Genomic DNA, 25189 nt, shown 5'->3' on the forward strand with positions numbered 1-25189 from the left:
CAAAATCGTCGGCGCATCATATGAACCGTGACAGCGCGCCGCATCGCGCGTAGCGCCAGCGGACGGAGACATAATGGTCGATCGCGTTTTTTGGCATATGCCCGGCGGACATAGATGGACATGATGAAACAGACCTTGGCTGAACTGGGCTGGCGGCCATTTTTCAGCGCCCAGATTTCGGACGATGATGATGAGGGCTGTCATCCCGCGCGTGTCATGGCGGTGCAACGCCGCAAGATATTGGTTGCGGGCGATGACTGGTCAGCGCATATCCCGCCCGATTTCCCTGATACAGGCGCGGCGGAGGATCATCCCGCCGTTGGCGACTGGATATTGGTCGAGCGGGAAAAGCTCAAGCCACGGCGTATCCTTGAACGGGCCAGCCTGTTTAAACGGCGCGCGTCGGGTGGAGAGCAAAAGACGCAGCTGATCGCCGCCAATGTCGACACGCTTTTCATCGTGGCGTCATGCAATCAGGATTTCAGTGTGGCACGGCTGGAACGCTATCTGGTGCTGGCGCGTGAAGTGGGTGTTCACCCGATTATTGTCCTGACCAAGACGGACCTGACCGATGCCCCCGCCACTTTTGTAGAGGCAGCGCAGGCGTTGCAGCCGGGGCTGCTGGTCGAAACCGTAAATGGGCGCGATCCCCAAAGCGCCGTGCGCCTGGCCGCCTGGTGCGGGAAAGGCGAAACGGTCGCTCTGCTCGGATCGTCCGGGGTCGGCAAATCGACGCTGATCAACACATTGCGCGGTTCCGACAGTCTGGCGACGCAGGCCGTGCGTCAGGGCGACGATACCGGGCGACACACCACGACGATGCGCGAAATGCATAGACTGGATCAGGGGGGGTGGCTGCTCGACACGCCGGGGATGCGCGAATTGCAACTGACCGATGCGGCAGCGGGCCTTGCGCTGGTGTTCGACGATATCGTCACCACAGCGGCGCAATGCCGGTTTACCAATTGCAGCCATCAGGTCGAACCCGGCTGCGCTGTTCGGCTGGCGGTTCAGAATGGAAAGATTGCGCCCGATCGCGTGGATCGCTGGCGCAAGCTGGTCGCGGAAGAAGCCTATAATAGTGCCAGTCCGGCCGAGCGGCGTGCACTCGACCGCCTCGGCGGGCCGGCCGGCGGCAAGCGAAAATAAGGATTCGGGACCGTAATGTCGGACTTGCGGTCCAGCCTTACGATCCCAAGATACGGTTTCCTCAGTCCGAACCGAAAAGGTCGCGGCTGAAAACCTTTTCCCTTACGGATTCGATTTCCGACGTCATGCGGTTTGCCACAATGATATCCGACATCTCCCGGAACTGATCGAGATCACGAACCACAGGCGATCCGAAAAAATGATCGTCCGGCATGGACGGTTCATAGATGACGACGGAAATACCCTTGGCCTTGATCCGCTTCATAATGCCCTGAATGGACGATTGCCGAAAATTGTCGGACCCTGCCTTCATCACCAGGCGAAATACGCCAACGGTTTTGGGGTTACGAGCTATGATCTGGTCTGCAAGAAAATCCTTGCGCGTCCGATTCGCCTCGACGATCGCGTGGATCAGGTTCTGCGGCACCTGCGCATAGTTGGCGAGCAGCTGCTTGGTATCCTTGGGCAGGCAATAACCGCCATAGCCGAAACTGGGATTATTATAATGCGTGCCGATGCGTGGGTCCAGACTGACCCCGTCAATGATCTGGCGCGTATCCATGTCCCCTGAGATAGCATAGCTGTCCAGTTCGTTGAAAAAGGCCACCCGCATGGCGAGATAGGTGTTAGCGAACAATTTTATCGCTTCGGCCTCCTGCGCCTCGGTGAACAAGACTGCTACATCCTTGTCACGCGCGCCCTGAACCAGCAGGTCCGCAAATATGCGCGCCCGGTCGGATCGTTCACCCACGATGATGCGCGAGGGGTAGAGATTGTCGTGCAGCGCGCGGCCTTCGCGCAGGAATTCGGGGCTGAAGATCACCTGCTGGGTGTTCAGGCGCGCCCGCACGTCATTGACGAAACCAACCGGGACAGTGGATTTAACCACGATCGTCGCGTTCGGAGCAAAGGTCGCGCATGTCCTGATGACGGCTTCAACCGACGAAGTATCGAACTTGTTGGATTCTACATCATAGTTGGTAGGGGTCGCCGCGATAACATAATCGGCCCCGCGCACAGCTTCCGGGTCAGTCGTAGCCGTCAGGTTGAGAACTTCATTGTCCAGGAAATCCTGAATTTCCTTGTCGACGATGGGCGACTGGCGGGCATTGAGCATGTCGACGCGATCTTGCGTGATGTCGATCCCGATCACCTCATTATGCTGTGCTAGCAGCACGGCGTTGGCAAGACCCACATAACCAAGCCCGAAAACTACGATTTTCATGCGCCACTGACCTCTTAGAAAATATCGCGCAGACACTTGCCTCCGCGTGGATAGAAATCAATGGCTAATATGTTGCGCCGCACCAGAAAAGCGCAAGCCTGCTCCAAGGTGGGATAGTCACAGCATCTTTAACCCGTGCCATGAGACCGCCGCTCCGAGGTTTTGTGGGCTGGGTTCGTTGTTGGCCGCTAAGTCTGGACGAGCGCGTCCGCTGGTCTTTTTCACCATGACGGGAGCAAGGGGCTTTTCAAGGTTGGGGGACGAGGGTTCGGGCTTTTAGCGGCACTGCCGCGCTTTCTATGTCGGCGCTGACCGGAGGTTGGCGGCGATGGCTTTGAACACACCGACATCCGGGCAGCCTGATGCGAAGGCAACGCGGATGCGCGAGGCGCTCTCAATGCCGCGGGCGGCGACCTTGAGCAGCCTCAGACGCAGCGTTGCAAACTCGGCGAGTGCGAGCGCGGCTGCCTTGGGGATTTCCTGTTGGATGCGCCACATCAGCCAGTAGGCTGCGGTGTGCAGAATGAGGCGCATCTGATTGGCGTTGGCAGAGCGTAATTGCTTCTGTGGTTGCCGCCCGTGATGCAAGAGGGTTTTGACGTTCTTGTGCAGTGATCGAGTGCGGTCTTCTGTAAGGCCTTTGATTGCGGCATTTCAGAAGCCGCTGGCCGGTATGGTGATCCGCGGACCAGGTCCAAAACTCACGGGAGAGCTCGAGGCTCGGAGCAATTAGCTGGTTTTCCTGATCCAGATCTGTTCGATCATTTTGCCCATTCGGGTCGTCGCCTTCTTACACTCCCATTTATCCGCGTGGCGTGAGCTGCCGTGGTATTATGCAACCCCTGCCAGCGTCGGATTCCGATAATTTTCGTTTCTGGTCAGCATGGCCCAGATTTGCCGGGCCATTTTGTTGGCCAGGGCGATCGCCACGAGCATTCTGGGCTTGCGCCCCAACATGCCTGCGAGCCACGAGCCGTCCGGGATTGATTTACGCCCCATCCAGTTCAGGCGCGACATCGCTCCAATAATCAGCATTTGACGAATGTCTGCCTGGCCTGCCTTCGTAATACGCCCAAGCCGCTCCTTGCCACCCGAGGAGAACTGACGTGGAACGAGGCCGAGCCAGGCTGCGAAATCACGTCCGTTGCGGAAGCTGTCCATCGTTGGTGCGAAGGCTTGGACTGCCATGGCAGTCAACGGCCCAACTCCAGGCACCGTCTGCAGACGACGAGAGGTCTCCTGCGTGGCGGCCAGTTCCTTGATTTTTGTTGTCCGGGCTGCAATGCGCGTTGTCTGGTCGGCGATCTGTTCAAGCATCTCAAGACATTCCTCACGCATCAGGAGAGGCAAGTCGCTGTTTTTCTCTTCAAGGATCTCGCGGATCCGACCAATATTTTGAATCCCCAGTGGCACGATGTGGCCATATTCATATAGGCAGGCTCGAAGAGCGTTGACTATCTCTGTGCGCTGCCGAACCAGTCTTTGCCGTGATCGATACAAAATTGCGGTGCTCTGCTGAGATGCCGACTTAGGTTCGACAAAGCGCATTTCAGGCCGCTGCGCCGCGATCACGATAGCTTCCGCATCGGCCTCATCGTTCTTCTGACGTTTGACGAACGGTTTCACATAGTGCGGCGCGATCAGCCTTACCTCGTGACCAAGCCGGATCATTTCTCGGGCCCAGTGATGCGCGCTACCACACGCCTCCATCACGACCACTGCCGGGGGCTGATCAGCCATGAACTTCGGGAAGTTCTGTCGCGACAGCTTTTTGCGAAACTTTGGCTGACCCGTCATCGAAGCGCCGTGCACCTGGAAAACAGTCTTTGCCAGGTCTACCCCAATCATTGTATCTATCGTCACGGTTGCCGTCCTTTCCGCTCAGTGGCCTCAACACCACTATTTTGGCACATCGCGATGCCGTCTGGGAGGGCGGCAACCACCCCATCTCACGGGGTTGGCAGAAAAGTGTTGCGCGGAGGTCGATTGGCTGATTCACCCTACGGATGTCACCGCCGCCGCTTCATGTGCTGACCGAAGCCGAGAAGAACGAGTTGCTGCTCGCGCAGCACGAGATGATCGAGCGACTGGTAGCGCGGATTTCTGAGTTGGAATCCCTGGTCGGCACGCCGCGCAAGACATCCAGGAATTCGCATATTCCGCCATCGAAGGACGACTTTGGCAAGCGCGGTGGCAAAGGCGGTAAGCCCAAGGCTGGCAAGCGCCCGCCGCGCGAAGGCAAGCACCGCCCATTGACCGAGACGCCGGACAAAACCGAACGCATCATGGCGGCAAGCTGCTGCCATTGCGGGACCGATATATCCTCGCAGGCCCAGCATTGCCGCCACCGCTACGATCATATCGACCTGCCGCCGATCCGTCCGATTGTGACCCGCATCGAATTGTTTGGTGCGCGCTGCGGGGGATGTGGCCGTCGCTACCGTGCCGCAGCACCGGCGGGCATGGAGCCGGGCACGCCGTTTGGCCCCGGCATCCGCTCGCTGCTGGCCTATCTGCATCACAGCCACCATGTCAGCTTCGAGCGACTTTCGCGCATTGCTGCGGAGCTGTTTGGCCTCACGATCTCCCAAGGGGCGATCGCCAACGCGTTCAGGCGTATGGAGGCCGGAATGACAGCAGCCACGAAGGCGATCACCGACAAGTTGCTCACGGCAAAGATTATCGCGTCCGATGAGACGTCCACGCGCACCAACGGCATTGCCCATTGGCAATGGGTCTTCCTCTCGAAAGACGCGGTTCTGCACAAGATCGCCCCGCGCCGGGCGCGCAGTGTTGCTGAGGAGGTGTTGGGCGGCCACCAACCTGATGTGTGGGTCTCCGATCGCTACGCTGGACAGCAGGAACTGGGCAAGGAGCATCAGGTCTGCCTCGCGCATGTCCTGCGCGATGTTCAGTATGCCATCGACTGCGGGGATACCGCCTTCGCTCCCAAAGTCCGCGACCACCTGCGCTGGGCGATCCGGATCGGCAAGCGACGAAGCAGCCTGAAGGACACGACGCTGGCCGCCTACGCCGCGAAGGCCGACAATCTGCTGACCCGCCTGGTACAGATGCCTGTCGCGCACCCGGCGGGACGCGTTCTGCTCAAACAAATCAAGGCCTGGCGGGGCAAGTTCTTCGTCTTCCTCACCAACCGCGACGTCCCTGCGACCAACAACATATCAGAGCGCGAGATCCGCCCCTCGGTCGTGTTCCGCAAGGTCACCAACGGCTTCCGCTCCGACTGGGGCGCCCAGATCCACGCTGGATATCGATCCGTCACCGGAACCGCTCGTCTCAGCGGAAAATCGGCCCTCGTAGCCATCCGCGAACTCGTCGACGGCAGATTCGTGGTCGCCTGATCAGCCCACCAATTGCCGACCCCGTGAGCAATTACGGCAGAGCGGCATGAGGTGCGATCACTGGCGAGTTGGCTGTTGTGGCGCTTGATCAGGTTTTCGGCCTGGCCCCGATCGCAGTAGAGCGTATCGTAGATGCGCTCGGCCGAACCTTGGGTCACCGAAGTGACGACATAGCGGATGTCCAAGCCCAGCGTGCTGGCCTCGATCCGGGCGACGACGCGACGCTGGCACTTCCAGCTCTTCGCGCCGTAACGGGTCTCGGCATAGTTGCGGAGGACGGGGTATTGGAGCTGAGCCCGCTTGACCGCACAGGCATCGGCAGAAGCGACGATGACTGGATCGGCAAGCAGCGCGGTGTTGGTTGGCAGGCCGAACACGTAATCGACGCGGGCCGCCTCGCAGAAGGACATGACCTCGGGCCACCCATAGTGCCCATCGCCACGGATGGTAATGTGGGTTTCGGGCCAATGGCGGCGCAAATGACGAACCAAGCGCCGGATGTGGCCGGCAGCTGCGCCAATGCGCATCTTGTTCCAGGGTATGCACGCGGCCTGGCCGGAATCGCCCGCTCGATGCCGACAAGTCAGGCAGCCGATAAAGTGGCGCACGCATTGGGCGTCAGGATGTTCGAAACGCCCACTGGGTGGAAATTTTTCGGAAACCTGCTCGACGCGGGATATGTTACCATATATATGCGGAGAAAGTGCCGGAACCGGATCCGATCACGTTCCAGAGAAAGATGGGCTGTGGGCCGTCCTGATGTGGTTGAACATTCTGGCTGTTCGCAAGTAGAGCGTTCAGGATATCGTGACCGGACATTGGAAGCAGTTCGGCCGCAATTACTATGCGCGTTACGATTATGAGAATGTTGCTGCCGAGCCCGCCGCCACACTTATGGCATTGTTGGAGGCAAAGCTGCCGATGGTTGGCGGCACCGTCTTTGGCCCGCATCGAATAACGACGGCCGATAACTTCCAGTATCTCGACCCGACCGACAATACTGTGACAGCCAACCAAGGATTACGTCTTATCTTTTATGACGGTTCGAGAGTTGTCGTGCGTTTGTCGGGGACGGGTACCCAAGGCGCTAACATAAGAATATATGTCGAGCGCTTCGAGCCGCCTGAATGGACGTTGGACTTTGAACGTGACGAAGCATTGCAGCATCATTTTGAAGGCATACTACATCTATCCCAGATCAAACATCTCACCGGCAGACAGCATCCTGATGTGATAACATGAAGCGAGAAGCCCCAAGTACCCCTGTGTCGGGTAGATAGTAGAGCTTGTCGATCAGCAGGCTAGCTGAGCCTTGGGTCCGCAGGCAATCTTATAGATGGTCAAGGATCGAACAATGATGAAAGACGTGGACACAGACCTTTCTAAAATCTTCCGCTCCATGCACGAGAGTTGCGATCCACCTCCGGGGGACCGTCCTCCTGGACCAAAGATCAAGCCGGTAATGCTTAAAGGCGACCCGCCGAAAAGATCGATACTTCAGATGGTTGCGATGCTGTCTCTAGCGGCAAGTGCCCTGCTCTACCTGATGCTGCTGTATCGCTAGGCGATTGACCGTTCAAGGCGCAGACATCTCGCCTTTCGGAGCCTGCGAAATCGCGAGTCATGTTTGGCAACAAGGGAGACGGCGTGCTGCCTCAAACCGAGACCTGCAAGGAGGCACCGCGATTGCACGGTCCTTCAGAAGATCCCGCGCCACTGGAGATCCAGGGTGTGCTGGGCTGAAGTCCCAGGCGCAACGCGATTCCTATATCCGGACGATATCAATGCCCCATACCCCCTGGGCACCTCCATCAACCCGATAATCTGAGCGCGCTTATGCGTGCGGCGTCGAATTTGGCGTGATTACGAGCCGCGCAGGGATCCATTCCGCCAGTTTTCAGTCCTTCTCCTGGATTCTGGGCGCAGCTATCCCATCGCTGCCCGTCGTTCGTGGAAGACTAGGCGGTGCATGTTGTAGGCGCGGTTGGCGAGGGTGATCTTGGCCTCGGCGCGCTTGATGCCGATGGTGCGGATCAACAACCCCATCTGCTCTTTCTGCTTGGCGAAGACGTGCTCGACGCGGGCGCGAACTTTCGATTTGGCGGCGTTGGCCCTGGCGGTGCGCTCAGGCATCGGCTTCCTGATCGGGAGGACCGATCAGCTGGGCACCTCCAATAACCCTCGACAATATCGGCCTGGTTTGATTCACTCGGTATGACAGGAGGCGGCGATGCGTCAGACGGGATTGTTTGGATTGTCGGAACATCTGAAGCGGTTGTCTTCGCACGGCGATCCGCTGGAGGAACTGAGCCGGATCATCGACTTCGAGGCATTCCGCCCGGTTTTGGTTGCAGCGCTGGTTTATGGTGACGGGGCCAAGGGTGGCCGCCCGCCCTATGATCGGGTTGCGATGCTCAAGGTGCTGGTGCTGGCGGCGCAGAACAATGTTGCCGATGCGCGTATGGAATATCTAATCCGTGACCGGCTGAGTTGGTTGCGCTTCCTCGGCTTCGATCTTGGCGCACCGACGCCCGATGCCAACACGATCCGGCTGTTTCGCGAGAAGCTGACCGAGGCCGGTGCGCTGGACGCGGTGTTCGCCGATTTTGACCGCCAGCTAAAGGAACGCGGCTATCTCGCCATCGGTGGCCAAATCGTCGATGCCACGCTGGTGGCCGCGCCCAAACAGCGCAACACTGTGCCTGAGAAGGACGCGATCAAAGCAGGCAAAACGGCCAGCGAGATATGGCCCGACGAGCCCGCCAGGGCAGCGCAGAAGGACATAGACGCGCGCTGGACGCTCAAGTTCGCAAAGGCCAAGCCCTTGGCGAACGGCAAGCCCGGCATCGACATTGCCATCCCCAGCTTCGGATATAAAAGCAGCATTTCGATCTGTCGGGCCTTCGGCTTCATCCGCAAATGCAAGGTGACCGATGGCGCGCGCTTCGACGGTCGGATGCTTCGGGATGTCGTTACCAACGACAACACCGCGTCGGATGTGTGGGCCGACACGGCCTATCGCAGCCAGGCCAACGAGGCATGGCTCAAGCGGCAGAGCCGGGTCAGCCGCATCCATCGCAAGAAACCCCGTGGCAACCGTTGTTCCGATCGTCATCCATCGACGCGATTGCAACATCTGTACTATCGGGTTTCTTTGCCAGTCCCGTTCTGATGGCCATGTCCTTGCGCTCTTGTTTGTAGCTGGACACCCGCAAAAACTCTGGCGGATTTGGGGCATTCGTGATTCATTGATTGGGTAGCCATTGGAGGCGATCTGCCATGGACCCCAAGTCTCTGTTCCAGCCTGAATGACCATCTTGAGATGCTGAGTCGGCATGGCGATCCGCTTGAGGTTCTGGAACGGGCAGTGGATTTTGAGTATTTTCGGGTCTGGCTAGTCGAGGGACTGGGTTATGGCGATGGCAGCAAGGGCGGCCGTCCGCCGTTTGACCCTGTCGCGATGTTCAAGATTCTGATTTTGCAGGCCCAGCATAATCTGTCTGATGCCCGAATGGAGTATATGATCCGGGACCGGCTGAGTTGGACGCGGTTTCTATGGGCCTGCGATCTGTTGGCCACTAAAAGCACCCCTTATTCCGCCGCCTGGTATCGAAAAACCAGCCTGACATTCAGTGACGCCATCGGAGCCGTCCGGCCGTGTCCCGTTACGTGGTGTAACAGCGTCACCGTTGGGGCGTGAAGCGGAGGGAGCGTAGCGACCGGAGCTTCATGCCCCAACGGTGGCATGGCTTCTGTCTAGGCGGCCATCGCCAATCTTCGGTAGAGTTCGGGTTGCGAAACCAATGAACCTATCGGAGACGACGATGACCACAGACAGAATGGCCCTTATCGAGCTGGTTGAAAAGGGCGCTGATGCAGATCTCGTTCGCGAGATGTTGGCATTTGCCGCTGAGCGAATGATGGAAGCTGAAGTGCAGGTGCTGACTGGTGCCGCGCATGGCGCTCGCGACCCTGCCGGGCGACAGGTCCAGCGCAACGGCTATCGAGAGCGTTCCTGGGAGACCAGGGCCGGCCACATCGAACTGGAGATCCCGCGGCTACGCAAGGGATCGTATTTCCCATCCTTCCTTGAACCCCGCCGGACTGCCGAGAAGGCCCTGACGGCGGTGATACAGGAAGCCTATGTCCAGGGCATTTCGACGCGATCGGTCGATAATCTCGTGAAGGCCATGGGCGCTACGGGCATCTCCAAGAGCGCCGTCAGCCGACTGATCCAAGAGATCGACGAACGGGTTAACGCTTTCCTCAACAGGCCAATCGAGGGCGAATTCCCTTATCTGTGGCTCGATGCGACCTACATCAAATCGCGCCAGGGTGGCCGGATTGTGTCGACCGCGACGATAATAGCTGTCGGTGTCAGCAACGATGGCCGCCGCGAGATACTGGGCGTCGACACCGGGCCAACCGAGGCCGAAACCTTCTGGAAGGGCTTCTTGCGCTCTCTTGCCGATCGCGGGCTCAGGGGCGTCAAACTTGTCATTGCAGACGATCACAAGGGCCTACGCGCCGCTGCCAGCAAGGTCTTCCACGCAACCCAGCAACGCTGTCGGATTCATTGGATGCGCAATGCGCTCGCCCATGTTTCCACTAAGCAGCGTGCCGCCGTCACCGCCATGATCAAGACAATTTTCGCGCAGGAAACTGCTCAGGAGGCTCATAAGCAATGGCAAACAGTCGCCGATGCCCTGCGTGATCGCGCTCCCAAACTTGCTGAGATGATGGATGGCTCCCGCGAAGACGTCCTCGCCTACACAGCCTTCCCGAAAGAACATTGGCCGCAGATTTCCAGCACAAATCCCCTGGAACGTCTCAACGGAGAGATCAAACGAAGATCCGACGTTGTCGGCATCTTTCCCAATGACGCGGCCATTGTACGCCTCGTCGGAGCCCTCATGCTCGAACAGCAGGACGAATGGGCCGTGGCTCGCCGATATATGACACTTGAAAGTCTCGCCACCGTCAGCGACAATCCCCTCATCAGTTTGCCCGGCGTGGCAGCCTGATCCAGTCCGATCCTCTACCGAGGATACCCGCTGTTACACCATCCCGCGGGACACGATCAGCCGTCCGCCTCCAACTCTGGGTCGGCGATATTAATCAACACTCCCCGCCGCAACCAGAACCGCACTATATTCCCACGACCCGCCTAAAGCGCATGGCTCAGGCACTATACTTTGCTACCTGATTATACAAAGTCGAGATCAGAGGCTGACTCATAAAGAAGCGGTTTGATTACAGTCGCGTGCGATTCTGCGGGTAATTTGGTTGACGGATGCGATGAAAAGCCAGGTGGTGGCGCTTTCGATGGTTCGCTCGAAGTCCTTGGCGAGGCGGCGGTTGCGGTTCAGCCATGCGATTGTCCGCTCGACTACCCAGCGGCGTGGCAGAAGCTTGAAGCCCTTGGCGGCGTCGGAGCGCTTAATTATGTCCAAGGTCCATGTGCCGATTTTGGTGAGCGCGGTGCGCAGTTTGTCCCCGGCATATCCCCCATCGGCGAAGACGTGACGCAACCACGGGAAGGTTTGGCGGATGCTGGCAAGGACGTCAGGCGCACCGTCGCGATCCTGGATATCGGCGGTGTGAACGATGGCACCGACCAGCAGGCCCTGCGTGTCTGTGACGATGTGCCGTTTGCGACCCTTGATCTTCTTGCCCGCGTCAAAGCCCCGTGGGTCGCCACTTTCTGTCGTTTTCACACTTTGGCTATCGATGACACCCGCGCTGGGAGAAGCTTCCCGAGACTCGGCCGCATCATACCCCTGCCCATCGCTAATCATCTCTTGCGATTGGTCGCGGAATGCTGTTCATTACCGCATATAAGCTATCGACGAAGGCAGCGTGATTACAACATCTTAACGTAACGTGATTATAGTGGAGGGGATAATCAGCAACAAGGAAGGCGTTCCTTAATTGGAATGCCAGAGCGAAAGGCGATAGTTTTCCCGTGCGGCCTCTTCACAGCATCCAGGCAACCGTAGACGGCGCGCTCATATACTGTATCGGAGATATTCACGGCCGCTACGATCTGCTTTTGGAACTCCTTCGTCAGATTGTCGACGATGCTCATGCATGCCGTTCAGGCAGGCGTCCCATTCTGGTCTTTTGCGGCGATTACGTCGATCGCGGCCCGGATGCCTCGAAGGTGCTGGCCGCTCTTCTGTGGCTGCAACGGGATATTTGCTTCGAAACGCATTTCCTGATGGGAAATCATGAAGCGGCCCTGCTGGACTTTCTGGACGACCCGGATAACGCGCCATCCTGGCTGCGCTATGGGGGGATCGAAACGCTAACGTCCTACGGCGTTCGTCCACCTGCGCCGGGCGGCGGCCGCGTTGAGATAGTACGATCCCGAAACGAATTTCTCGATTGTCTCCCCGCCTCGCATTTGCACCTGCTTCGCACCCTGGAGCTGATCGTGACCATAGGGGGCGTTGCTATTATGCATGCGGGCGTCAAGCCACGCATTCCGCTTGACGCGCAGAAGCGTGACGACCTGCTTTGGATACGGGAGGAATTTCTCGATTGGAAAGGCGGGTTTGATAAGCTCATCGTGCATGGGCATACATGGGCCAGCGACAAGGTCGAGATTTTGGCAAATAGAATAGGGGTGGACACCGGCGCCTATGAAACGTCCGTATTGAGTGCGGTAAGGCTGGAAGACCGCGAAGCTGCCATTTTTCAGGCTACCCTAAACGTCCCTACCGGTCCGGACGGTCCCAGCGCCCATTAACGCTGGGTGAAACGCCGACTGGCCGGCGATCATAAGGTATTTTTCTGTTGCCGGCACCACACCGCATGGGTCCGTGCGGATTCCGGGCTCATCGCGCGCAGTATTCCGACGTGATGCCGCGCAGTGTTCCGATTAAAGTCCGCGCAGCGTTCCGATTAATATCCGCGCAGCATTCCGAGCTGATGCCGCGCAGGTAGGGATTGTCAGAGCCTTGTCGATGAGTGGTGTTTTCTTCTGCGGAAGGAGACGCCGATGCCGACGAGGAGAATGGATATGCGCCAGGTGCGCGAACTGATGAGGCTCCACCGCGAGGCGGGGCTTGGAATGCGGGCGACGGCCCGGCTCGCGGGCATCGCGGAATCTACGATGCGGGACATGGTGAAGCGGTTCGAGAGTGCTGGCCTGACATGGCCGGTGGCCGCGGAGCTGAGCAACGCCGAGCTGGAGCACAAGTTATACGGCCTGGCGGGGCGCAAGCCAGGTCAGCGCAAGCTGCCCGAACCGGACTGGGCAATGGTGCACCGCGAACTGAAGCGCAAATACGTGACGCTTCAGACTTTGTGGGAAGAATATATCGAAGCTCATCCCAAGGGCTATCGATACAGCCGCTTTTGCGATTTATATCGTGGGTGGGAGGGGCGGCTGCCGGTCACGATGCGCCAGACGCATCAGGCTGGGGACAAGGTGTTCGTTGATTATGCCGGCGACAAGCAGCCGGTGGTCGTCGATCGTCTAACGGGCGAGACCCGTGAGGCGCATATCTTCGTCGCGGTGATGGGGGCGTCCAGCCTGTCGTTTGCGTGTGCTACGTGGAGCGAGACGCTGGCGGACTGGACCGATGCGCATGTCCGAGCCTTTGCAGCGTTTGGCGGTGCGCCGCGTTTGCTGGTGCCCGATAACGCCAAGGTCGCGGTAATCAAGGCATGCCTTTATGATCCGCAGGTCAACCGCAGCTATGCGGATCTGGCGCGTCATTACGGTGCCGCCTGCCTCCCAACGCGACCGCGTCGGCCGCGTGATAAAGCGAAGGTGGAAGCGTGCGTAGGCATCGTCGAACGATGGCTGTTTGGCCGGTTGCGCAATGTGATCTTCTATAGCCTTGCCGAGTTAAATGCGGCGATTGCGTTGCTGATTGCACGGCTCAATGACGAGCGGGTTCTGCGCCATTTTGGCCAGACGCGGCGGCAACTGTTCGAAGCGCTCGATGCGCCGCTTCTCACACCGTTGCCCGCCGAGCCGTATGTCTTTGCTGAATGGCGCGCGCGGCGTGTCGGCATCGACTATCATGTTGAAGTTGAGCATCATTTTTACTCGGTGCCGCACCGGTTCGCGCGTAAACCCGTTGAAGCGCGCCTGACGGCACGCACGGTTGAGATCTTCCTCAACGGCGAGCGTATCGCGGCCCACATGCGTGGCAGCGGCAATGGCCGGCATACGACGGTGCCTGATCATATGGCTTCCGCGCACCGCCGTTATGCTGACTGGACGCTGGAGAAAATCCTCGCCGAGAGTGCCCGCATCGGACCTTGTGCACAGCTGCTGTGCGAAAAGATCCTGGAGGATCGCCCCCACCCCGAACAGGGCTTCCGCTCGTGCAAGGGCATCCTTGGGCTTGAGAAGCGCTTTGGCGCCGCACGGCTTGAGGCAGCAGCGCAGCGCGCCCTCGAGATCGGGTCGCGCAACTTCCCCTCGCTCAAGTCCATCCTTGAAAAAGGTCTTGAGGGGCAACCGCTGTCGCCGGCGCCCGGCGACCATCAGCCAATCGAGCACGGCAATATCCGGGGCTCGAGCTACTATCATTGAAGGACATATCGATGCTGACACATCCCACACTCGATCAACTCAACCACCTCGGGCTCCATGGCATGGCCAAGGCGTTCGGTACGATGGCGGAAAATCCCGACGCGGCAACGCTCAGCCACGCAGAGTGGCTTGGGGTGATCCTCGACCATGAACTCAGCTGGCGGCAGGACAAACGCATGGCCATGCGACTACGCCATGCAAAACTGCGTCATCGCGCCGTTCCCGAAGATATTGATTACCGCACATCGCGCGGACTCGATCGCCGGTTCATGGAGACGCTTCTCAAGGGCGACTGGATCAATGGCCACGACAATCTGGTCATTACAGGCCCGACGGGCACCGGAAAAAGCTGGTTGTCCTGCGCCATTGGCCACAAGGCGTGCCGAGACAACATGTCTGTCCTGTATGTTCGGCTCGGCAAGCTGCTTGACGAGCTGAGCGTCGCGCGCGGCGATGGACGGATCGCGGCACGCTTGAAAAGTCTTGCGCGCGTTGACCTGCTCATCCTGGATGACTGGGGACTTGAACCGCTCAACGCCAATGCCCGCCACCATCTGCTCGAAATCCTCGAGGATCGTTATGGCAACCGATCAACTCTGGTAACCAGCCAACTTCCTATAGCCAGTTGGCATGCCCTGATCGGGGACAACACCTACGCGGACGCGATCCTGGACCGCCTTGTTCACAACGCGCACCGCATCACTCTCGAAGGCGAATCCCAGAGGCGCCCACAACCAAAGCTGGCTTGACCAAACCCCGATACCGTGAAAATAAAATACGTCGTTTACGGCTCTGACAAAGTGCGCGAGATCAGGTCGGAATGCTGCGCGGCTTCGCCTCGGAATCCCTGCGCGGGATCATCGGAATCCGCAGGTCCGGGTCATTAGCAGATTTGCAACACAATGCTGTCAGTATGGCATGTGAAATGCAGTGTTGCGATGCTCGTCAGCATTTGGCGAGAAAACTGATTGCCCACATCCTTGCGCACGCCAGGCACTTAGGTCATGAGTTCATGCATGCAGACACGTCTTGTTCAGAATGGTTCTCCCACAACGCCACTTATCAAGAACGGCGATGGGCAGGGAAACAGACGCAGATTTGCGATACTATCGTCGCTTATGAAACACAGTGGCATATGATAGCTAAGATTGGCCGCGTTAAGCACGCAATAGGTTTTCTCGCAGTCGACGGACAGGCAAAATTATGGGATTTTTAGGTTGGAAAACCGTTTCCAAAACCAGCTCCAAGCGGACGAAGATATTCTACTTATTCTTCATTCCTGTCAAAAAAAAGCAATATTACCATAGGTACACTTACCCCGATTACATCCCTTGACGCCATGTCTACAGGACGTACCTAGTGATTGTCCCGCAGGATCGAGCCTCAATGGATGAAATGCTTCGAGAAAGCGGCCATACCGGTTTAGTGTCGCAAGCCTCACAAAAGCTGGTGCCATGTACGCAATCCACCTCCTTAGGGCGCATGGGCTGATGGACCTTCCAAATCTCTATGTCTGGTTCATCAAATGGGTGGGCGACGGAACCGGACTGCCGGATACAATCTTGCATATACATGCCGGTATGATCATCTTCATCCTCGCGCGCGCCGTAAGTGCACGCTCTCTTGGGTCGTTATTTCCCATTTCCTGCGTGATTGCGGCAGAACTCCTCAACGAAATCATGGACCGGCTGCATTATGGCTCGTGGCGCTGGCCTGATACGATCGGAGACGTAGTGAACACGCTTTTTTGGCCGGTAATCATCTGTATTGCCGTACGCGTGAGACCGCTTCTCGAACGGAAGCGCGCGACGGTGCAACAGGACCTGGAGGTTGTGTCCCGGGAGGTGGTGTAGCTTCCGCCGGTAGCGAAGCTGACCGGACGCGTGCTCACCGATAACGCGCGTCAATCGAGGGTTCTTCCGCATCTTTGGTGCAAGTTGAGGGATTCACACGCGAATCGGGTGAGTGCATAGAGTCGGGATTACGGTCAGCGATGGTATTTGCTCGTGGTCCAGATGTCTTCGGTTTCTCCCGTTCCTGCAGGTTTGACGATTGTCAGTCGCGACGAAACAGCGGACGGGAGGCTCCATTTGGATGTGAGGCCAGTTCAGCGTTCCTCCTCGTGCCCCGGTTGCGGACGGCACTCGAGCAGCGTGCATAGCCATTACCAGCGCCATCTCTCGGATTTGCCCTGGCATGGACGGATTGTGGCGATGCGCCTCACGGCGCGGCGCTTTCGCTGCAGGACGCCTGATTGCAGGGTGCAGATATTCACGGAGCGATTGCCCGGGGTCGCCGCTTCGAGGGCGCAACGCTCCAATCGGCTTGCAGAGAGCCAGCGCGCTATAGCTCTTGTAGCGGGCGGTGAGCCGGGCTCCCGCCTCGCCCATAGGTTGGCGATGCCGGTGAGCGGCGATACATTGCTGCGGATGATCCGGTCGGCGCCTGTGCCGGGTTTCGTTGCCCCTACGATCGTGGGCATCGACGATTGGGTGCGCGGCGACAACTACGATGGCCGGTTGAGCGGCGACTATGATGGCCGGTAGGATCGGTTGTCTGGTCTGATCGTAGGGAGGGGCGCAGCCCCGACCGGAGAGCGGACCAGACAACCGGTGGCGATCTTTTTCCCCTTCTTTCGGGGGGCAGATCGGGGCTGTGGCGGGCGGTGGTATCGGAACACTCATCGAACAACGAGCGATGGGTTTGCGATGCCGGGCCACCACATTTCCGATCAGCAGGTATTTCTCTTCATGACCCATCGTCGCCAACACACCCAGGCCGTCGCGGCTGCCAAGGCCGGTATCAGCGAACGCAGCGCACGCCGGATCGAGAACGATCCGCAGCTTCCGTCCCAGAAGAAGAAGGAGCGCCACTGGCGCACCCGCGCCGATCCGCTCGAGCCATTCTGGCCACGTATAGAGGAGTTGCTCCAGATCGACGGTATCATTGCCGTCACGGTCTTCGAGACGCTCCAGGACGAGTTCGGCGAGGATGCTGTTCCCGATGCGATACGACGAACACTGGAACGCCGGATCGCCCGCTGGCGGGCACTGCACGGCGGCGAGAAGGAGATCTTCTTCCCGCAGCATCATGAGCCCGGTCGGCAGGGCCTGTCGGATTTCACGGTATGCGACAGTCTCAAGGTCACTGTTGCCGGCGAGACCCTGGCCTATCGCCTCTACCACTTCCGCTTGGCGGCGAGTGGCTGGGAGCATGCGGCTGTCGTGCTGGGCGGGGAGAGCTTTGCCGCCCTTTCGGAGCACCTGCAGGATGCGTTGTGGAAGCTGGGCGGTGCGCCGGCCGAACACCGCAGCGATTCCCTGTCAGCCGCCTACAAAAACCTCGACGCCGATGCGCAGCGGGATTTCACCCGAAGCTATGACGAGCTGTGTCGTCATTACCGCATGCTTGCTACCCGCAACAACCGCGGCGAGGCGCACGAGAACGGATCGATCGAAGGTCCCCATGCCCATCTCAAGCGACGGCTCGATCAGGCCTTACGCCGGCGGGGCAGCCGCGATTTCGTCAGCATCGAGGCCTGGCGCGAGTTCGTTGAGGCGCAGGTCGCCAGACAGAACCGGCGGCATGCTGCGCGCATCGATGCAGAACGCAGGGTACTCAAGGCGCTGCCCGCAAGGCGAACCACCGATTTCGCCATGGTCACCGTCGATGTCACCCGCAACGGCACCGTCGCCATCGATCGGGTTACCTATTCGGTGCCTTCCCGCCTCGTCGGACGGCGCCTCAACGCGCATCTCTTTGACGATCGCATCGAGCTCTTCCTCGGCCCGGACAGGGTAATGTCCACGCCGCGTGTGCGGATCAGTCATCCCCACCGGGGGCATAGCATCGATTTCCGGCACATGATCGGTAACCTGCGCCGCAAGCCCGGTGCACTGCGCAACCTCGTCTACCGCGAAGCCCTCTTCCCCGATCACGCCTACCGGCGGGCCTGGCAAGCCTTCGATGCCCAACTCGATGGACGGCAGGCCTGCCGCGATGCCGTCGCGCTGCTCGATATCGCCGCCAGGGGCGACTGTGTCGACGTGCTGGCCCGGCGGATCGATGAGGCTCTCGACAGCGGGCGCTTGCCCGATGTCGATGCGCTCAGGGACGAGTTCCTGCCAACCGCAAGATCGCAGCGCGATGTCGCTATCCCGCCACCCGATCTGCACAGCTACAACAGCCTGATCGCCAGCGGGGAGGTGCACTGATGACCCGCACCAAGGATCAGGCCGCCGCCGTACTGCCTACCCTGCTGAAGGCCTTGCGCCTGCCGAGCATCAACCGCAACTGGAAGCGCCTCACCGACACCGCCGATCGCGATGGCTGGCCGGCCGCCAACCTGCTGGCCTCGCTTCTCGAGATCGAGATGGCTGATCGCTCCTCCCGGCGCATCCAGCGCCATCGCGACCAGTCCGGCTTGCCCGCAGGCAAGACCTTCGCCACCTTCGATTTCGACGCCGCCCCCGGCATCCGCAAACCGCACCTCTTGTCCCTCGCCGCCGGTGACGACTGGATCGAGAACGGCGGCAACCTGCTGCTGTTCGGCCAGAGCGGGACCGGCAAGACGCACGCAGTTGCCGCCATTGGCCATGCCCTCATCGACACGGGGCGGCGCGTCCTGTTCTGCTCCACCACCGACATGGTCCAGAAGCTCCAGTCCGCGCGCCGCGACCTCAGCCTGCCCGCCATGCTCGACAAGCTCGACAAGTTCGATCTCATCGTGCTCGACGATCTGTCCTACGTCCGCAAGGACCAGGTCGAGACCAGCGCCTTGTTCGAGCTCATCGCCCACCGCTACGAACGCCACTCGCTCGCCATTACCGCCAACCAGCCATTTTCGGCATGGGACAACGTCTTCCCTGATCCCGCCATGACTGTCGCCGCGATCGACCGCCTCGTGCACCACTCGACCATCATCGAGATGAACGGCGAAAGCTACCGCAAGCGTTCCGCCGTCGCCCGCATCAACGCCGGCGATTACGACCCGCCCAATGGCGCCCCGGACCGGCCATCATAATTGTCGCTGGCTTCGCGCTCGGGAGCACCCTTGCTGAGGCAACGGGTAATTGTCGCCAGCGGCAATTACATGCCAACCATCCCATGCGCTTCAAACCCTCGCTTCCGGCCAGCGCCAGCGACAATTACCCAGCGTCGTAATTGTCGCTCGACGGTTGCTCCTCGCAACAGCAAATGGTAGCCAGAATTCACCAACCGGCGCGGCCACCTATCGGCCATCAAAATTGACGCCGACCGGACTCCGTAATCGTCGCGCTACACAAAACGTCCTTTTTCCAGACGTTTTGCGTATAAGGACATCCCGAGGCCGTCATGCCACAGAATTTTGCAAAGCGACCCGCTCCGGCCCCGGAAGACATAAAGGTCACCAGCATGGACGTCCTTGTTCAGCGACTGCTGAACCTGCAAGGCCAGCGACCTCATTCCCCGGCGCATGTCTGTATGCCCTAGCGCGAGCCAGACCTTACCGCCGCTCGGGACCGGGATCATCGGATCAGCGCCTTCAGAACAGCAGCGGCCACATCCGGCGGCGCCGAGGCGAAGATGTTCACGCGTCGCCCGCCAGGCAAATCCACCACAACAGCTGGCGCAGATGACAACTGGTTGCCGCCTGCCTCGTCAAGCACGACAGCTTCGACGAAGCCGACCTCCGCCGGCGACGCAGCGGCCTGCACTTCAGCTTTGCGGCGCCAAGTGTAAACCAACGCCGTCGATACATCATACTGCCGGGCTATCCGTGCTACGCAGGCACCCGGTGAGAATGCCTCGGACAGAATCTTCGCCCGCTCGTCCTCACGCCAGCGTCGCCGACGCTCAGGCCCGCCGAAAACCGTAATCTGACCCACAAAACCGCTCCTACGACCGCTCTCAAGAGCGAACTTAAGAGCGGTCCATCACGCCCGGGGGAAGGCGACTCTCAACGGAGGCGTACGCTGATTCCATCGCAGCAATACCGCTGCGATCAGTGGAATCTGGCGTCAGACCACTTGTGGGTAATTGAAAGGTTCTGTCGGCGCTTACGCCTCACCGGATGCATACGCTTCGACAATCTGCCGATAATCCCAAACCGGCGGGCGACCGTGCTTCCCTCGTGCCGGTAGCAACGGCTCCAGGATTTCCCACTCAGCGTCTGTCAAATCACTGGGCAAAAGCAGGTCGGCTCTGGCATATCGCCGCCGGGTGATATCGGTCCGCATGTGTCGTTCCGTCGTTGTCTCGCAAACGCGGCTGAATCACATGTCGCTGATATTGCCCACCTTCTTTTTCGGTCAGCCTCTTACGAGGCAGGCTTTGGCCCGTAATAATCGAAATACCATCTGGCAAAGAGGCCAAGACCCTCAGCCAACATCACCTTGGGTTTATATCCCGTCAACGCAGCCAGCTTTGAGACATCGGCATAGGTTGCAGTGACGTCGCCGGGTTGCATCGGACGCATGACTTTTTCGGCCGTATGACCTATCGCTTTTTCCAGAGTTTCGATCATCTCCATCAGGCCGACCGGATGGCTGTCCCCGATGTTCAGGACGCGATGCCCGCCGGTTTCCGGCGGATGATCGAGCGCGCCGATGATACCATCCACAATATCGTCAATATAGGTAAAGTCGCGGGCCATCTTGCCATCACCATAAACCTCGATCGCTTCACCATTCATGATTTTATTTGTGAAGCCGAAATAGGCCATGTCCGGGCGACCCCACGGGCCGTAAACGGTGAAAAAGCGCAACCCGGTCTGTGGAAAGCCGTATAGCTTTGCATAGGCTTGGCTCATCAGTTCGCAGGATCTTTTGGTCGCTGCATAGAGCGACACCGGAGACGTGGCGGGTTCTTCTTCGGTAAAACCTGCCCCACCCATCGGTTTTTCGCCATAGACCGAACTAGACGAAGCATAAACGAGATGCACGAACTCATCGGCATGGCGGCACGCCTCCATGACCGCAAGGTGGCCGGCAAGGTTCGATTTTTCATAAGCGAAAGGGTTTTCGATACTGTAGCGTACGCCAGCCTGCGCTGCGAGATGGACGACACGCTGGACTTTATTGTCTCGCACCAGTGCCGCCATGCCGGGCGCATCGGACACGTCCATGCGGTGGAAGGAGAATCTCTCCCGTCCTTCGAACGTGGCGAGTCGCGCTTCTTTCAGAGATGGATCATAATAGTCGTTAACAATGTCAACGCCGATGACAGTTTCACCTCGTTCGAGCAAGCGATGCGCGGTAGCATGTCCAATGAAACCAGCGGCACCAGTTACTATAACGGGATCGGTCATGGTGATTTCCATTTATGTATTCTTCCCAAGAAAAGATATTACACCGCAGCATAGAGACACTTTCACGAATGGCAAGAGTCGTAACCATGCTGTGTCAACGATCTGGACAATGAATTGCTGACGACCTAACTTTGTACGCTTTCAGCACCTAAAATTGTAGGCCGGGATAAAAACACTCCCAGCTATCGCATCAAAAAAACACAGCTTATCAATAAGCGTTCTTGTGTACGAGCACCAGAACAGTACGGAGCATAATCTCTATTTCAGCAACTAGCGACCAGTCTTTCAGATATTCAAGATCGGCTGACAGGCGATTCTCAAGATCTGCCTCACATTCTGTGGCCCCACGAAATCCTCGAATTTGTGCAAGTCCCGTAATACCGGGCTTGAGGGCATGACGACACCAATAATGCTGGTTCACTTCCCAGAATAGTTTGGAATCGGCGGTCGAGCCAAGCGCATGGGGACGCGGACCAACGATGCTCATGTCGCCCAGCAGCACGTTGAATAATTGCGGTAATTCGTCGATGCTGGTTCGGCGAATGAAACGTCCGACCCGCGTTTGTCTGTCGTCGGTTCGACTGGCCGAAACATTGCCGGCATTGTCAGTCGTTTCCGCGCGCATACTGCGGAATTTCATGATCCGGAACAGTCTGTTTCCAAGGCCTACACGCGGTTGCATGAACAGGACGGTGCCTGGACTGTCGAGCTTGATCGCAATAGCAACCAGCAGAAGCAGTGGCGAGAGCAGAATGATTGCCGGTACGGTCAGAGCGATGTCGAGAGCACGTTTCTGGATGCTGTTCGCTACGCTGAGTGCGCTACGCGAAACCACGTGGGTTCCAAACCCCTGCAATTCACCGATACCGATAGCCCGCACACCGCTTTTTTCAGGGATCAGTATCTCGCCTTGGATGCCGGCACCCTGCAGGATAATTGTCCATGCCTGTCGCCGCGAGGGTGGGCAGGCGATCACGACGCGGTCGAACGTCCGCAGCCATTTACCCAAGTGATTGAGCATATAGGGATCATTAAGATCGGGTTTGAGATGATATTCATGTGCATTGATCGTCTGCACATGCGCAGGGAGATCGACGTCGATGCCGTCGATAATCACGATTTCGTCGAGCAGCCCCCCCCTAATTTTACTGCTGCTGTAGGTGCTGAACGGCCGACGGATCGCTGCCATAACGAGAGCACTTAACAGACCGCCAAGGCCGAAGGAGAGGCGTGAGAAGCTTTCGCTGCTATGCGCGAAGTAAAGGACGCACTGCACTGCGCACATGGAGAAGATCATCGACAATATTGCGTGACCTGCCGCTTGTGCGGGACGAGTGATTGAACCCAGAGTATAGGCGTTGCCATTGATGGCGACGCCAACATAGATCGGTATGATCATGGCAGCCAAATTCAGGCTTTGCGCATTGAACCAGCGCCATCCCACCAAGGTGCCGACGACCCAGAAGCACAGCGCAATGCACAGGCAATCTAGCACTAATAAGGTGCCATAGAGTTGAAAGCGAGCAGACCGCTTCGTCGCCTGCGCGCGCGCCGGTGCTACGACTTCATTGGTCGAAAATTTATCCAATAGATACAAAGGACAGCTTCCCCACACATGACGCCGGACGCAGACCCACGCCGTCCATTGAATTATCTATCTATCTGTCTATCTATGCAGAGTTACCAAAGTGTTTACTCAAGATATGCGCTGCAATGCAACTAAAATCAGATAGATCCGTCTTATTTCGGGACAACATGAAAAATTAAATTTTATTATATATATATTGGGATCTTAGCCACAATCAACGCCAAAATCCAATGGCAGCGTTAACCTAAAAATTTTACCATTTTTCTGCGCTTGCGTTAGCTGTCTGGTTGTGACACATCATTGGCATAATATAACACGTCGTCAACTTTAGCCATAAGGTCGTCCTGCGCGGCGGGCTTGTAAAGGGGGTTGGTGAGAGCTGGCTTGAGTTGGATGCGTTCGTCGACTTTTTGGCTAGGCGAACCACTCTGGAGGACACGCTGTCGTCGTCGATTGTAGGCACCATTAAAACCAGTCAGCAGGATTTCGAGATCGGCGTGGCCAGCAACATTGATGCCGAGCACCTCGCTGGCGATGCGGCCATTGAAGCGCTCGACCATGCCGTTGGTTTGGGGCGTATAAGGCCGGGTCGTGCGATGGCTGACCTTGATTTTCGCGCAGGCGCGTTCAAAATCGTCAGCGGTGAAGGAAGCAAGAGCCCCGATCCGTCAACACATGGGTGATGCGGAATGGGAAGGCCTTCCTGGCGGCCTTGAGGAAGGCAACCGCATTGGCGGCGTTCTCGGCGTCGTAGACGTCGAGGTGGACAAAGCGTGAGCAGAGATCGATTGCGACATAGAGGAAGCGCTTACGGATCTCACCGTCCGCGGTACGCAACTTGGGCAGATGTTTAACGTCGATGTGGACAAAACCGAGATCAAAGTCGTGGAAGTGTCCCTGCCCCTTGCGGGACTGCAGCGTCGGCTTGGGTGGTCGTCGATTGAGTCCCTCGGCCTTCAGGACACGGTAAATGCTATCGCGGTTGAGATGTGGCAGAAAGTGCCGGAGTACGAAGGCGAGATCATCCAGCGGGAAGCCTGTTGCTCTGCGCACGGCGCAGATGATGGCGCGCTCCTCCTCGTTCATCCGCCAGGCAAGGCGCTTGGGTCGGCTTGATCGATCCTGGACCGCCTGTTCTCCGCGTCTCCGCCACTTGCGGACGGTCTCGTCGCTGATGCCATAGCGTTTCGCCACGACACTGGCGGGTTCAGTGGAGCGGGCAATGTCTGCCCGCACAGCGGGCGTGGTTCGGGCCTGAGGATGTATCTGCACCATCACGAAACCTCATCAACAAGAGCAGAAAAGCGCCATGCGTGATCCGCAATAGCGCTGCTTACCATGTCCCAATGATGTGTCGCAACCAGACAGCTAGTGTCGCCGCACAGCTGAAATTGTCCACAAAAAATAGGGACGCCGGCAGCACCCCCGTTATGTTTGGTTACAACTTTGGTTCAGCGCGATACCCGCATATCGTCATGATGCTAACGGACACAGAGGATTGGCTGAAACGACAGGTGGTTCCGGCCACCTTCTTTCGAACGCCACCTGAATGGAATATGGTCGGTCGGGCTACGCCACCGGTCAGTATATGAGCAGACCGATTGAAAACAGAGCAGCGACAAGCGCGACAGGCCCACTCATTCTCGACACGAATTCGATCAGCTTTTCAGTCGGAGAGCGCGCTTCAGCCCACATCTCCGCGAAATCAAAAGGCCTCTCGACAGTGAAGCGACGCTCAATATCCCGATGCATCCCGGCCACAATGTTTTCGGATGCAGCGGCATCTTTGCCCGCCAGCCCCAGACGCTGGGCCATATCATGGCCAGCGGGAATATATTCAGCAGGAATCTTGGTTTTGAGACGTTTCATAGCGATCCTCTTGGCACTGACTGTTTATCTTTTATGTATTAACATTGGAATAATTGTCGGTCGGGTAAGCCATTCCCCAGCCATCAGGCGAAGAGTTGATTGCGCTCTTTCACATGGCTGATGGCGTGGAAATTTTCCCCGAGGCATATTTGTT

At 58.2% G+C, this 25189-nt stretch carries 21 protein-coding genes and 8 pseudogenes; 16 read left to right on the forward strand and 13 right to left on the reverse strand.

Annotated elements, in window-relative coordinates; translation table 11 throughout:
- Positions 1-120 precede the first annotated feature (120 nt).
- Positions 121-1149, forward strand: coding sequence for a ribosome small subunit-dependent GTPase A (gene rsgA, locus SPBM01_RS16475; protein ID WP_262504229.1), 1029 nt, complete (start codon positions 121-123; stop codon positions 1147-1149).
- 61 nt (positions 1150-1210) lie between these two features.
- Here rsgA and SPBM01_RS16480 read toward each other — a convergent pair whose 3' ends face one another.
- The 3 genes and pseudogenes from SPBM01_RS16480 to SPBM01_RS16490 all read right to left on the reverse strand — a co-directional run bounded on the left by SPBM01_RS16480 (position 1211) and on the right by SPBM01_RS16490 (position 4222).
- A complete protein-coding gene (locus SPBM01_RS16480) occupies positions 1211-2374 on the reverse strand; it encodes a nucleotide sugar dehydrogenase (RefSeq protein WP_188062680.1) in 1164 nt (387 codons plus the stop codon).
- A 297-nt stretch (positions 2375-2671) separates the two neighbouring features.
- Positions 2672-2929 (reverse strand): annotated as a pseudogene (locus SPBM01_RS16485) (transposase); the annotation flags it as partial.
- 276 nt (positions 2930-3205) lie between these two features.
- Positions 3206-4222, reverse strand: coding sequence for an IS110 family transposase (locus SPBM01_RS16490; protein ID WP_188065783.1), 1017 nt, complete (start codon positions 4220-4222; stop codon positions 3206-3208).
- Between the two features lie 158 nt (positions 4223-4380).
- On the opposite strand from SPBM01_RS16490, the gene tnpC reads away from it, so the two are divergent.
- The gene (gene tnpC, locus SPBM01_RS16495; RefSeq protein ID WP_188062681.1) at positions 4381-5736 is read left to right on the forward strand and encodes an IS66 family transposase; all 1356 of its coding nucleotides are present in this window, start codon (positions 4381-4383) and stop codon (positions 5734-5736) included.
- Positions 5737-5771: 35 nt separating this feature from the next.
- On the opposite strand, the pseudogene SPBM01_RS16500 reads toward tnpC, so the two are convergent.
- Positions 5772-6248 (reverse strand): annotated as a pseudogene (locus SPBM01_RS16500) (transposase); the annotation flags it as partial.
- A gap of 60 nt (positions 6249-6308) precedes the next feature.
- Between SPBM01_RS16500 and SPBM01_RS22200 the strand changes: the two are divergent.
- From SPBM01_RS22200 to SPBM01_RS16510, 3 genes are all read left to right on the forward strand, one after another.
- Positions 6309-6599, forward strand: a complete 291-nt coding sequence (locus tag SPBM01_RS22200) for a hypothetical protein (RefSeq protein ID WP_410483061.1) — start codon at positions 6309-6311, stop codon at positions 6597-6599.
- Positions 6544-6978: a hypothetical protein gene (locus SPBM01_RS22205; protein WP_410483006.1), complete on the forward strand. Its 435-nt coding sequence runs from the start codon at positions 6544-6546 to the stop codon at positions 6976-6978. The genes SPBM01_RS22200 and SPBM01_RS22205 overlap by 56 nt, the downstream gene beginning before the upstream one ends.
- 112 nt (positions 6979-7090) lie before the next feature.
- Positions 7091-7300, forward strand: a complete 210-nt coding sequence (locus SPBM01_RS16510) for a hypothetical protein (RefSeq protein WP_188062682.1) — start codon at positions 7091-7093, stop codon at positions 7298-7300.
- Between the two features lie 362 nt (positions 7301-7662).
- Here SPBM01_RS16510 and SPBM01_RS16515 read toward each other — a convergent pair.
- A pseudogene (locus SPBM01_RS16515) lies at positions 7663-7884 on the reverse strand (IS5/IS1182 family transposase); the annotation flags it as partial.
- A gap of 82 nt (positions 7885-7966) precedes the next feature.
- Between SPBM01_RS16515 and SPBM01_RS16520 the strand changes: the two are divergent.
- The 3 genes and pseudogenes from SPBM01_RS16520 (at position 7967) to SPBM01_RS16530 (ending at position 10760) form a co-directional block, all read left to right on the forward strand.
- Positions 7967-8908 carry a transposase gene (locus tag SPBM01_RS16520; protein ID WP_262504230.1) on the forward strand — a complete coding sequence of 314 codons (942 nt, stop codon included), beginning with the start codon at positions 7967-7969 and terminating at the stop codon, positions 8906-8908.
- 150 nt (positions 8909-9058) lie between these two features.
- Positions 9059-9292, forward strand: a pseudogene (locus SPBM01_RS22210) (transposase); the annotation flags it as partial.
- A 268-nt stretch (positions 9293-9560) separates the two neighbouring features.
- Complete coding sequence (locus SPBM01_RS16530; protein ID WP_037542386.1) at positions 9561-10760, forward strand: IS256 family transposase; 1200 nt, start codon at positions 9561-9563, stop codon at positions 10758-10760.
- A gap of 210 nt (positions 10761-10970) precedes the next feature.
- Here the strand turns inward: SPBM01_RS16530 and SPBM01_RS16535 are convergent.
- Positions 10971-11501, reverse strand: a pseudogene (locus tag SPBM01_RS16535) (IS5 family transposase); the annotation flags it as partial.
- A gap of 200 nt (positions 11502-11701) precedes the next feature.
- Between SPBM01_RS16535 and SPBM01_RS16540 the strand changes: the two are divergent.
- The 8 genes and pseudogenes from SPBM01_RS16540 (at position 11702) to istB (SPBM01_RS16575) (ending at position 19313) form a co-directional block, all read left to right on the forward strand.
- On the forward strand, positions 11702-12487 hold the full coding sequence (locus SPBM01_RS16540; protein WP_188062683.1) for a metallophosphoesterase family protein: 786 nt from the start codon (positions 11702-11704) through the stop codon (positions 12485-12487).
- A 273-nt stretch (positions 12488-12760) separates the two neighbouring features.
- Entirely contained in the window at positions 12761-14290 is a 1530-nt protein-coding gene (gene istA, locus SPBM01_RS16545) for an IS21 family transposase (protein WP_188062684.1), read from the forward strand.
- A gap of 11 nt (positions 14291-14301) precedes the next feature.
- A complete protein-coding gene (gene istB / locus SPBM01_RS16550; protein WP_188062685.1) occupies positions 14302-15039 on the forward strand; it encodes an IS21-like element helper ATPase IstB in 738 nt (245 codons plus the stop codon).
- Between the two features lie 705 nt (positions 15040-15744).
- Positions 15745-16143: a hypothetical protein gene (locus SPBM01_RS16560; RefSeq protein ID WP_262504231.1), complete on the forward strand. Its 399-nt coding sequence runs from the start codon at positions 15745-15747 to the stop codon at positions 16141-16143.
- A gap of 162 nt (positions 16144-16305) precedes the next feature.
- Positions 16306-16527, forward strand: a pseudogene (locus SPBM01_RS22215) (transposase family protein); the annotation flags it as partial.
- Between the two features lie 168 nt (positions 16528-16695).
- On the forward strand, positions 16696-16836 hold the full coding sequence (locus SPBM01_RS22220; protein WP_410483068.1) for a hypothetical protein: 141 nt from the start codon (positions 16696-16698) through the stop codon (positions 16834-16836).
- A 204-nt stretch (positions 16837-17040) separates the two neighbouring features.
- Entirely contained in the window at positions 17041-18504 is a 1464-nt protein-coding gene (gene istA / locus SPBM01_RS16570) for an IS21 family transposase (RefSeq protein WP_188062689.1), read from the forward strand.
- Positions 18504-19313: an IS21-like element helper ATPase IstB gene (gene istB, locus SPBM01_RS16575; RefSeq protein WP_007686496.1), complete on the forward strand. Its 810-nt coding sequence runs from the start codon at positions 18504-18506 to the stop codon at positions 19311-19313. Before istA (SPBM01_RS16570) ends, istB (SPBM01_RS16575) begins: the two co-directional genes overlap by 1 nt.
- A 254-nt stretch (positions 19314-19567) precedes the next feature.
- Here istB (SPBM01_RS16575) and tnpB read toward each other — a convergent pair whose 3' ends face one another.
- From tnpB to SPBM01_RS16605, 7 genes and pseudogenes are all read right to left on the reverse strand, one after another.
- Positions 19568-19801: an IS66 family insertion sequence element accessory protein TnpB gene (tnpB, locus tag SPBM01_RS22225; RefSeq protein ID WP_188062690.1), complete on the reverse strand. Its 234-nt coding sequence runs from the start codon at positions 19799-19801 to the stop codon at positions 19568-19570.
- Positions 19798-20157 carry an IS66-like element accessory protein TnpA gene (gene tnpA, locus SPBM01_RS16585; protein ID WP_188062691.1) on the reverse strand — a complete coding sequence of 120 codons (360 nt, stop codon included), beginning with the start codon at positions 20155-20157 and terminating at the stop codon, positions 19798-19800. Before tnpA ends, tnpB begins: the two co-directional genes overlap by 4 nt.
- A gap of 192 nt (positions 20158-20349) precedes the next feature.
- Positions 20350-20508, reverse strand: a pseudogene (locus tag SPBM01_RS21970) (transposase); the annotation flags it as partial.
- An 80-nt stretch (positions 20509-20588) separates the two neighbouring features.
- Entirely contained in the window at positions 20589-21578 is a 990-nt protein-coding gene (locus tag SPBM01_RS16590; RefSeq protein ID WP_188062692.1) for an SDR family NAD(P)-dependent oxidoreductase, read from the reverse strand.
- A 208-nt stretch (positions 21579-21786) separates the two neighbouring features.
- Positions 21787-23175, reverse strand: coding sequence for a sugar transferase (locus SPBM01_RS21975; RefSeq protein WP_262504232.1), 1389 nt, complete (start codon positions 23173-23175; stop codon positions 21787-21789).
- 266 nt (positions 23176-23441) lie between these two features.
- Positions 23442-24441, reverse strand: a pseudogene (locus tag SPBM01_RS16600) (IS481 family transposase).
- Between the two features lie 306 nt (positions 24442-24747).
- The gene (locus SPBM01_RS16605; protein ID WP_188062693.1) at positions 24748-25035 is read right to left on the reverse strand and encodes a hypothetical protein; all 288 of its coding nucleotides are present in this window, start codon (positions 25033-25035) and stop codon (positions 24748-24750) included.
- Positions 25036-25189 lie beyond the last annotated feature (154 nt).

Source organism: Sphingobium sp. KCTC 72723, assembly GCF_014280435.1.
Lineage (GTDB): Bacteria > Pseudomonadota > Alphaproteobacteria > Sphingomonadales > Sphingomonadaceae > Sphingobium.

Coding starts and splice junctions, on each gene's coding strand:
- tnpC (WP_188062681.1), top strand. CDS start 4,381: ATGTCACCGCCGCCGCTTCATGTGCTGACCGAAGCCGAGAAGAACGAG.
- SPBM01_RS16490 (WP_188065783.1), bottom strand. CDS start 4,222: ATGATTGGGGTAGACCTGGCAAAGACTGTTTTCCAGGTGCACGGCGCT.
- SPBM01_RS16510 (WP_188062682.1), top strand. CDS start 7,091: ATGATGAAAGACGTGGACACAGACCTTTCTAAAATCTTCCGCTCCATG.
- istA (WP_188062689.1), top strand. CDS start 17,041: ATGACCCATCGTCGCCAACACACCCAGGCCGTCGCGGCTGCCAAGGCC.
- SPBM01_RS16530 (WP_037542386.1), top strand. CDS start 9,561: ATGACCACAGACAGAATGGCCCTTATCGAGCTGGTTGAAAAGGGCGCT.
- SPBM01_RS16520 (WP_262504230.1), top strand. CDS start 7,967: ATGCGTCAGACGGGATTGTTTGGATTGTCGGAACATCTGAAGCGGTTG.
- SPBM01_RS22200 (WP_410483061.1), top strand. CDS start 6,309: ATGCCGACAAGTCAGGCAGCCGATAAAGTGGCGCACGCATTGGGCGTC.
- istA (WP_188062684.1), top strand. CDS start 12,761: ATGCGCCAGGTGCGCGAACTGATGAGGCTCCACCGCGAGGCGGGGCTT.
- istB (WP_007686496.1), top strand. CDS start 18,504: ATGACCCGCACCAAGGATCAGGCCGCCGCCGTACTGCCTACCCTGCTG.
- tnpB (WP_188062690.1), bottom strand. CDS start 19,801: ATGATCCCGGTCCCGAGCGGCGGTAAGGTCTGGCTCGCGCTAGGGCAT.
- istB (WP_188062685.1), top strand. CDS start 14,302: ATGCTGACACATCCCACACTCGATCAACTCAACCACCTCGGGCTCCAT.
- rsgA (WP_262504229.1), top strand. CDS start 121: ATGATGAAACAGACCTTGGCTGAACTGGGCTGGCGGCCATTTTTCAGC.
- SPBM01_RS16605 (WP_188062693.1), bottom strand. CDS start 25,035: ATGAAACGTCTCAAAACCAAGATTCCTGCTGAATATATTCCCGCTGGC.
- SPBM01_RS16560 (WP_262504231.1), top strand. CDS start 15,745: ATGTACGCAATCCACCTCCTTAGGGCGCATGGGCTGATGGACCTTCCA.
- SPBM01_RS16480 (WP_188062680.1), bottom strand. CDS start 2,374: ATGAAAATCGTAGTTTTCGGGCTTGGTTATGTGGGTCTTGCCAACGCC.
- SPBM01_RS16590 (WP_188062692.1), bottom strand. CDS start 21,578: ATGACCGATCCCGTTATAGTAACTGGTGCCGCTGGTTTCATTGGACAT.